We start from the raw sequence: 7,992 nt of genomic DNA on the forward strand, positions 1-7,992 counted from the left end.
ATGCTTGCAGATTCTTTGGAACACCTGGTCAGCGGCATCGTCGACGAGCCAGAAGCCGTGCGCGTGAGCGAAAAGTCTTTGCGTCGCGGCAAGCTCCTGGAAGTACACGTTGCCCCCTCGGATTTGGGTCGGGTTATCGGCCGTAATGGCCGCACCGCGAAAGCGCTGCGTTCGGTAGCTTCCGCACTATCTACACAGGGCAGCGTCCGCGTCGATGTCATCGACCAAGATCGGCGCTAAATAGTCATTTGGTTTGATCCCCGCCGATAGCGGGGGTCAAACTTTTTAACGCAGCTATCGATTCGGGAAGGGGTCAGCGGTGAAGCTCACGGTTGGGGTCATCGGGCGTGCCAGCGGGGTTCGCGGTGAAGTCCGGGTCGCCCTGCACACGGACGAACCGCGTGCTCGCTTCGCCCCCGGGACAGTCCTGTTAACCAGCAGGAAAACCCCGGCTACGCTGACGGTAAACCGGGCACGGATGAGCGGTAAACACTTCGTGGTGTCTTTCCAGGAAATTCCCGACCGTAACGGCGCCGAAACCCTCAGCGGAACAAAACTGTATATAGAAACTGACGACCCGGCCTTGTGCACTAACCCCACAGACTCAACCGATTCCGGCGCCACTAATGCAGAAACCGCCACCAACCGCGAACCAAGCGAGGGCGACGAAGGCTTTTACCGCCACGAACTGGTGGGACTGCGAGCTGTGGACCTGGCGGGGAAAACGCTTGGCACCGTCAGCGACCTGCTGCTGGCGCCAGCCCAAGACCTGTTGGAAGTCACGACTACGGACGGGCAGAAAATCCTGGTGCCTTTTGTTTATGAAATCGTCCCCGATGTCGATTTAGATAGCCAGGTGGTCACGATGGATCCGCCCGGAGGATTGTTTCCGCCGCACTAGGACGGTTCAGCGTTTCCCGGCGGGTTGTCGGTAGACTGTCCGAATAAAGGTGAGGATGATGCGTTTTCAGATTCTGACGATTTTTCCCGAGTTCTTTGAGGTGCTCGGTTTGTCGCTGCTGGGTAAAGCGGCGCAAAACGGGGTGTTGAGCTGGGACGTCACGAATCTGCGCGATTTTACCGATGACCCGCATCATTCCGTTGACGACACGCCCTACGGCGGGGGAGCCGGCATGGTGATGCGGGCCGATATTTGGGGCAAAGCCATCGATACCGCGCTGGGTGACCTGCAGAGCCAGCCCGCGGACAGCGCACCGGAAAGCCGCCCGAACGGCCTGGTGAACCCGAAAACTATCCTGGCGATTCCTACGCCCTCCGGAGTGCCGCTGACCCAGGCGAAAGTCCGGCAGATAGCCACGAGTACGGATAATGTCATTATCGCCTGCGGGCGCTACGAAGGTATCGACTCGCGAGTCGCCCAGCACTACGCTGACCAGCAACTGTACCCCGACCTGGAAGTGTTTGAGTATTCCTTGGGGGATTATGTGCTCAATGGTGGGGAAATCGCGGCCGTGGCGCTGATTGAAGCCGTGGGACGCCTGCTCGATGGCATGGTGGGCAATCCGGAGTCTTTGGTGGAGGAATCTTACGAGGGAACGGGCCTGTTGGAATACCCCTGCTATACCCGCCCAGAAGTGTGGCGTGACCTGGCTGTTCCCGAGGTACTGAAAGGCGGAAACCACGCGGAAATCGAAGCCTGGCGCCGGGAACGGGCCATCGAAAAAACCTCGCGGCGACGCCCGGATTTGCTGGCGGGTTTAGACGCCACACTGTTGAGCAAGCGCGGGCGGGAAAAGCTGGCTTCGCTGGGGTGGCTTTATGTCTCGCCTGAGGATTTGCAGGCTATCGGTCTGTCCCGACTGGTCGAGGTAAGGTCGGCACGGGGAGCGCATAAGGCGGGGTCGGCGGGCGAGATGTGTCCGGCAAGCGGCGCACGGCCAGAAACTGCGGATTTGGTGGCGGTTCCCCTGCGGATTCGCCAGCCCGACCGAGGGGAGGCCCTGGCACTGTCCGCTTTGGGGTCGGAGACGTTCCCCCTGGCTTGTCCGGCCTACGTCAGCACTGAGGCTATCGCCCAGTTCGTAGCCGTTGAGTTCGACCTCGAGGCGGTGAAGGCACGCCTCGATAATCCTCAAGAACATCGCTACTGGGTCGCTGAAATGGGCGGTGAACTGGTGGGATATACCTACGCGAGGGTGCAGCTGGGTCAGGCGGAAGCGGCACAGGCGGGAATCGTGGCCGGGGATGCTTACCTGTCGAAGTGTTATGTGCGCGAGGCCCTGCACTCCACAGGACTGTCCGGGGCGCTGCTGCAAGCGGCATTGACAGATTTGGCTAGGGTCGGTCATGCCCCGGGGGTGTGCCTGGGGACTTCCATCTATAACAAACGGGCCCAAAAATTCTATAAACATCACGGGTTTCGGCGTATCGGAAAGCGGACATTCACCGTGGGGGGAGTGGAAAACCAGGACGTGGTGATGCGCCGGAGTTTTGACCGTGAGAGTGCCTGATAGAGGCATATTTTGCGGGTTCGGTGCGGTTTTGCGCGACTCGCGAAGCAGCGCCACCTCGGTGGGGCCGGGGTGGATGAATCGAGTGTGAAACGGCAAAAGTGGCGTTCCGACCCGAGTTTGTGGCAAAATGGTACGGCTTCGCGGGCAACCTGCCACAGGGGGACCCGATAGCGAAGCAAAACATCATCGGCACTGAGGGTGCCCGCAGTAAGGCGTTTTTGACCTGTGGCAGGAGCGTCAAGGAGAAACAATGCAGAAGCCTCTGGTTGAGGAAATCGGCAAGGCCGCAATGCGTGAGGACGTTCCGGATTTTCGTCCGGGCGATACCGTAAAGGTTCACGTAAAGGTTATCGAGGGAAACCGCTCCCGTATCCAGATTTTTCAGGGCGTAGTCATCGCTCGTCACGGCGGCGGCGTGGGAGAAACCTTCACCGTGCGGAAGCTGTCCTTCGGCACCGGTGTGGAACGTACTTTCCCGCTGCACGCCCCGACTGTGGACAAGATTGAGGTAGTGACCCGCGGCGATGTGCGCCGTGCCAAGCTGTACTACCTGCGTAATCGCCACGGCAAGGCGGCTAAGGTCGTTGAAAAGCGCTAAGTCGCAATAATTCTGCGGCAGCCGCCGGCCTCCAGCTGAAGCAATGTGAAAACACCGGCTGGGACAGTTAGAAAGTCAAGGCGGCATCTGCCACAAAAATTCATCCTAAAGGAAGCTCGAACCGGAATGGTTTGGGCTTCCTTTAGGCTTTTACGCTATTCTTTTTGTTATGACGATGCCCCCGCAGCCTGAGAATGCCAACCGAGACGCGCAGTTCTCGGGTGCTTCCCCAGACGGCTTCGGCATGAATCCACAATTTGCTGGGGCCGGAACCCTGCCCGGTGAAGGCGAGATGTACGCGCCGGGTGGAGCCGGGATGCCTTTCCCGCCAGAGGGTTTTCCGGGAGGATATCCCCCGCAGTCGGTGTTCCCGGACGGGACGGATTTTCCCGGTATGGATCCCAACGGGATGGCGCCAATGCCGATGTCCCCAGGATTTCCTCCAGCGGGGATGGGGCCGTTTCCGGGGATGCCTTTCCCGCCCTACGGTGCGATGCCTTTTCCTGGTATGTTGCCCGAAGATGAAGAATCACCCGAGATTCCCGGAGGAAAAGATTTCCTGAAGGACGACGACGATACTGATTTCCAACTCGATGATGAGGAAAATGCAACGGAACGTCGGCGTGGCGCCAGGATTCCCGGACCGCGGGATATGAGAGCCCTGCCCCTCGGGGCGAGAGCTAACTACGATGCTCTGGAACGCCCGCATCTGAGCCTGGATTTGCCCTGGTATTTCGAGTTCATCGCGGTGGTAATTACGGCTCTGGCTATCAGTTCGCTGGTTCGACTGTTCCTGTTACAGCCCTTTTATATCCCCTCGCAGTCCATGGAAAAAACCCTGATGATTAACGATTCTGTGCTGGTCAACAAGTTTTCCGCCCGGCACGGGGACATTAACCGCGGCGACATCATCGTTTTTGAGGACGTGGAGGGCTGGAGCCAAACCGCTGCGGAACAGATGCGTGAGCGTCCTCCTGATAAAACTCCGTTCCAGATTGCTACCAAGATTAAGAACTTCGGGATTTTTGTGGGCTTGCTGCCTGAAGACTCCCAGGGCTACCTGATTAAACGTGTCATCGGAGTGCCCGGCGACGACGTGTCTTGCTGCGACGCGGACGGGTTGATGAATATCAACGGCAAAGCCATCGACGAGGACTATATCCCCAAGACCGGGGTCTCTTCAGACATAGAATTTTCCGTAGTGGTGCCGAAGAATTCGCTGTGGGTGATGGGTGATAACCGGCCTCACTCCGCTGATTCCCGTTGGCATCAGGACAAACCTTCGCGCGGTTTCGTTTCTGAATCCAACGTGGTGGGTCGCGCTTTCGTTGTAATCTGGCCGATTGAACGGATGAAGTTCATCGCTCCCAGCTGCGCTTTTTATAACATACCTAAGCCAGCCGCCCCGACTGACGATTTCAGTTCTGAAGCGGACGAAACGCCACCCCTTTCGCGTTAAGGCTTGCGCGGTGGTTGATTTATCTTGGGAAACCGCGGCTCTGGCCGCATTGGCGAAGCACGGAGGCGACAGTCGCCGGGGACGCCTCCCGCTGGTTGGTGGGATGGACGAGGTTGGGCGCGGTGCGCTAGCGGGTCCGGTTTGCGTGGGTGTGGCAGTGATAGACCAGCTCAGCCTGGAGAACCCGGAATTTCCCCAGGGTTTCCCCGCCAGATTGAACGATTCCAAACAGTTGACGGAACGCCGCCGCTTGGCGTTGCAAGATCCCCTTCGCACCTGGGTCAGGGACTTTGCCATCGGACAGGCTTCCAATACGGAAATCGACGAATTGGGGATTATGCCCGCACTGCGTCTGGCGGGATGGCGTGCTCTCAACGAGCTGGACGCCCGCGGACACCTGCCGCAAAGGCTTCTGTTGGACGGCAATCTTGACTATCTCGCCCCACCGAAGCAACCCAATCTGTTTGCCGGGGCGGGGAACCTGGTGAGCTCTCCGGAGGTTAGAGTGGAAACCCTGGTGAAGGGGGACGGAAAAGCCGCCGTAATCGCTGCCGCGTCCGTACTGGCGAAAGTGTATCGGGACGCCTTCATGCGCAGCTTGCGTGACCCCGGGTACGGTTGGGCAAAAAATGTCGGTTACGGCACTGCCGCCCATCGGGCAGCGCTGGCTGAATTGGGCACGAGTGTTTGGCATCGCAAATCTTGGAAGCTCCGGTAGGGTAGAGGGGTACGAAAGGTTGTGTGATGGTCAACAACGACGATATTGAGTCCTATGAAAACGGGCTGGAGCTGGATTTATACCGAGAATATCGCGACGTGATTTCCCTGTTTAGCTATGTCGTGGAAACCGACCGGCGTTTTTATCTGGCGAACAAGGTTGACGTCACCACGCACAATAATGCCGGCGGGGACGTGTTCTTTGAGATTACTTTGGAGGACGCCTGGGTTTGGGACGTCTACCGTTCCTCGCGTTTCGTGCAAAACGTGCGGGTCCTGACCTTTAAAGATGTCAACGTGGAGGAACTGGCGAAGCCAGAAATTGAGATTCCCTAGGTCGCGGGTGGCTGTTTAAGCCCCGTTTCTAGCAGCCACAATTCATTAACTCGGGCAGGTTGGCGGATTTTCGCCGTTTTTAGGGTTGTGGATAAGTCGGTTATCCACAGGTAAAGATTTTTGGGCTTGGCCGGTGGGTTCGGGAGCGCGAAGCTGAGTCCATGAGCTACGCGAATACCGTTGAAACCAGTCATAAAGTCACTACCGGAACGGATGCTGCATGCGGCTGCACAGCCGGTAACCCCGTGCTGCGGGCAGCGGGGCAAAATGCCTCAAATCCGGGGAAAAACCTGCACAATCGGCAGCTGGGCATGGCTGGTGAGGAAGTCGCGGCCGAGTCGCTGAAAGCCGAGGGATACGTCATTGTGGACCGCAATTGGCGATGTCGAGCCGGTGAAGTCGACATAGTCGCCCTCAGCCCCGAGGGAGTCCTGGGGTTTATCGAGGTTAAGACTCGTTCCAATCACCGGCACGGGATGCCTATCGAGGCCATCACCATGAAGAAGCTGGCGCGAATGCGCCGGGTCATGGGATCTTGGCTGGCACAGCGCGATATTGTCCCCGCGCACCGGGCGGTCAGCTTGGATTTGTGCAGCGTGGATTGGGACGGACACGGCGAACCCGTAGTGAAACATCTCCAGGGGTTGAAATGAGTTCGGGATTTGCCTGGTCAATTTGTTTGGTGGGAATGCAGGCGCGCCCGGTCCGGGTCGAAGCCCATATTTCCGACGGGATGACCGCCTACAGCCTGGTCGGGCTGCCAGACACGGCGGTGCGGGAAGCCAAAGACCGGGTTCGCGCCGCGGTGACCAGCTGCCTGTATGAATGGCCGGGGACGCGTGTCGTGTTGAATCTGTCCCCGGCGTCATTGCCGAAAACCGGCTCCGGTTACGACCTGGCGATGGCGGTCAGCGTTTTGGCCGCGATGGGGGTCATTTCGCGCAGTCGAGCCGGGCAGTGCATCATGCTGGGAGAGCTGGGCTTGGACGGTCGTGTCATTGGTATCCGGGGCATTCTGCCCAGCGTTATCGGAGCCATGAAAACCGGAAAAACTCAGATTTTGGTCCCGCAAGCGAACTTTGCTGAGGCTTCCCTGGTGCCTGGGGTGGATGTGGTGGGGGTGCATCACCTGGGGCAAGTCATCGAGTTATTGGGGGGAGACTTGATGATGCCTCTGCCCCCGCCGGAGGAATCGGCGGGGGCAGAGGACGGGGAAAGTACCGAGCCACCTGCCTTTGGTCCAGGCGGGGATTTTTCTGACATTCGCGGTCAAGCCGCCGCCTGCCAGGCGATGGAAGTGGCGGCAGCGGGCGGCCACCACCTGCTGATGATTGGCACTCCCGGCTCGGGAAAAACCATGCTGGCTTCGCGGCTGCCCGGCATCCTCCCGCCCTTGGACGTGGAACAATCTGTCGAGGTCACAGCCCTGCATTCCCTCGCTGGAACGCTGTCTGCACAGGACGGACTGATTCGCCAACCTCCCTTCCAAGCTCCGCATCATTCGGCGACGCTGGCGGCGATGGTGGGAGGAGGTTCGGGAGTGCCGCGTCCGGGTGCCGCTTCCCTGGCTCACCGGGGAGTATTGTTCCTGGACGAAGCTCCCGAGTTCGGGGCGCGGGTCTTGGATTCCCTCCGAGAACCGTTAGAAAACGGGGAAATCACCCTGCATCGGGCGGCGGGCGCAGCCCAATATCCGGCTCGATTCCAACTCATTATGGCCGCCAATCCCTGCCCTTGCGGTAATGCTGGTAGTCGGCGCGCCACCTGTACCTGCACGCCCTATTCGCGCAAACGATATCTGGAACGGTTGAGCGGGCCGCTGCTGGATCGCATGGATATCCAAATTCAGGTGGAATCTCCGGGCCGTGGTTCGTTAGCTGGAGCGAAACCCGCTGATACGACCGCGGTGGTTGCGGCGCGGGTGCAACGCGCTCGTGACGTGCAACGAGAGCGGTGGAAGGAACGGGGATGGGATTTGAATCGAGAAATTCCCGGACCGTTTTTGCGCCAACCCGAAGGCGGCTTCACCCGTGAGCTGATTGGGCGGGTCGACACCGTGGTGGAACGGGGTCGCTTGTCCATGCGGGGAGCTCAACGCGTCTTGCGACTGGCCTGGACTGTTGCCGATCTGAGCGGAAAAACCGTTCCGGGATTGCCCGAGCTGGGAACCGCGATGACATTGCGCCGCCAAAACGAAGGATTCAGCCTGCCCGAATGAAAGGAAACCCATGGAAATGTTGAGCCTTACCGAGGAACTACCCACAGACACCGAAACGGGCGTGCCGGATAACGTGTCGGGGGAACTGTCGAACCCGCCTACAGGCGCCACGGTGTCGTCGGCGGATTCGGCCACATCTGGACCGAGCCCGGAAGAACGCCGGGCTCGGGCAATCTGGACTGCTATCGCC

General features: G+C 59.2%; 9 protein-coding genes and 1 pseudogene. All 10 read left to right on the plus strand.

The window, feature by feature from the left end:
* Positions 1 to 240, plus strand: coding sequence for an RNA-binding protein (locus tag Q0V70_RS08880; RefSeq protein ID WP_036324558.1), 240 nt, complete (start codon positions 1 to 3; stop codon positions 238 to 240).
* Positions 241 to 319: 79 nt separating this feature from the next.
* Entirely contained in the window at positions 320 to 901 is a 582-nt protein-coding gene (locus Q0V70_RS08885) for a ribosome maturation factor RimM (protein ID WP_297590895.1), read from the plus strand.
* A gap of 58 nt (positions 902 to 959) precedes the next feature.
* Positions 960 to 2,471 carry a tRNA (guanosine(37)-N1)-methyltransferase TrmD gene (gene trmD, locus Q0V70_RS08890; protein WP_297590898.1) on the plus strand — a complete coding sequence of 504 codons (1,512 nt, stop codon included), beginning with the start codon at positions 960 to 962 and terminating at the stop codon, positions 2,469 to 2,471.
* Positions 2,472 to 2,724: 253 nt separating this feature from the next.
* Entirely contained in the window at positions 2,725 to 3,072 is a 348-nt protein-coding gene (gene rplS / locus Q0V70_RS08895; protein ID WP_297590901.1) for a 50S ribosomal protein L19, read from the plus strand.
* A 169-nt stretch (positions 3,073 to 3,241) separates the two neighbouring features.
* Positions 3,242 to 4,531 carry a signal peptidase I gene (gene lepB, locus Q0V70_RS08900; RefSeq protein WP_297590905.1) on the plus strand — a complete coding sequence of 430 codons (1,290 nt, stop codon included), beginning with the start codon at positions 3,242 to 3,244 and terminating at the stop codon, positions 4,529 to 4,531.
* Positions 4,532 to 4,541: 10 nt separating this feature from the next.
* On the plus strand, positions 4,542 to 5,249 hold the full coding sequence (locus tag Q0V70_RS08905; protein ID WP_297590908.1) for a ribonuclease HII: 708 nt from the start codon (positions 4,542 to 4,544) through the stop codon (positions 5,247 to 5,249).
* A gap of 26 nt (positions 5,250 to 5,275) precedes the next feature.
* A complete protein-coding gene (locus Q0V70_RS08910; protein ID WP_282921280.1) occupies positions 5,276 to 5,584 on the plus strand; it encodes a DUF2469 domain-containing protein in 309 nt (102 codons plus the stop codon).
* Between the two features lie 161 nt (positions 5,585 to 5,745).
* Complete coding sequence (locus Q0V70_RS08915; protein WP_297590911.1) at positions 5,746 to 6,237, plus strand: YraN family protein; 492 nt, start codon at positions 5,746 to 5,748, stop codon at positions 6,235 to 6,237.
* Positions 6,234 to 7,802, plus strand: a complete 1,569-nt coding sequence (locus tag Q0V70_RS08920; RefSeq protein WP_297590914.1) for a YifB family Mg chelatase-like AAA ATPase — start codon at positions 6,234 to 6,236, stop codon at positions 7,800 to 7,802. Before Q0V70_RS08915 ends, Q0V70_RS08920 begins: the two co-directional genes overlap by 4 nt.
* Before the next feature lie 10 nt (positions 7,803 to 7,812).
* Positions 7,813 to 7,992: pseudogene (locus tag Q0V70_RS08925) on the plus strand (DNA-protecting protein DprA); the annotation flags it as partial.

Origin of the sequence: uncultured Mobiluncus sp., from assembly GCF_947087965.1 — a bacterium.
GTDB lineage: Bacteria > Actinomycetota > Actinomycetes > Actinomycetales > Actinomycetaceae > Mobiluncus.

Coding starts and splice junctions, on each gene's coding strand:
- Q0V70_RS08920 (WP_297590914.1), top strand. CDS start 6,234: ATGAGTTCGGGATTTGCCTGGTCAATTTGTTTGGTGGGAATGCAGGCG.
- Q0V70_RS08880 (WP_036324558.1), top strand. CDS start 1: ATGCTTGCAGATTCTTTGGAACACCTGGTCAGCGGCATCGTCGACGAG.
- lepB (WP_297590905.1), top strand. CDS start 3,242: ATGACGATGCCCCCGCAGCCTGAGAATGCCAACCGAGACGCGCAGTTC.
- Q0V70_RS08915 (WP_297590911.1), top strand. CDS start 5,746: ATGAGCTACGCGAATACCGTTGAAACCAGTCATAAAGTCACTACCGGA.
- trmD (WP_297590898.1), top strand. CDS start 960: ATGCGTTTTCAGATTCTGACGATTTTTCCCGAGTTCTTTGAGGTGCTC.
- Q0V70_RS08910 (WP_282921280.1), top strand. CDS start 5,276: ATGGTCAACAACGACGATATTGAGTCCTATGAAAACGGGCTGGAGCTG.
- rplS (WP_297590901.1), top strand. CDS start 2,725: ATGCAGAAGCCTCTGGTTGAGGAAATCGGCAAGGCCGCAATGCGTGAG.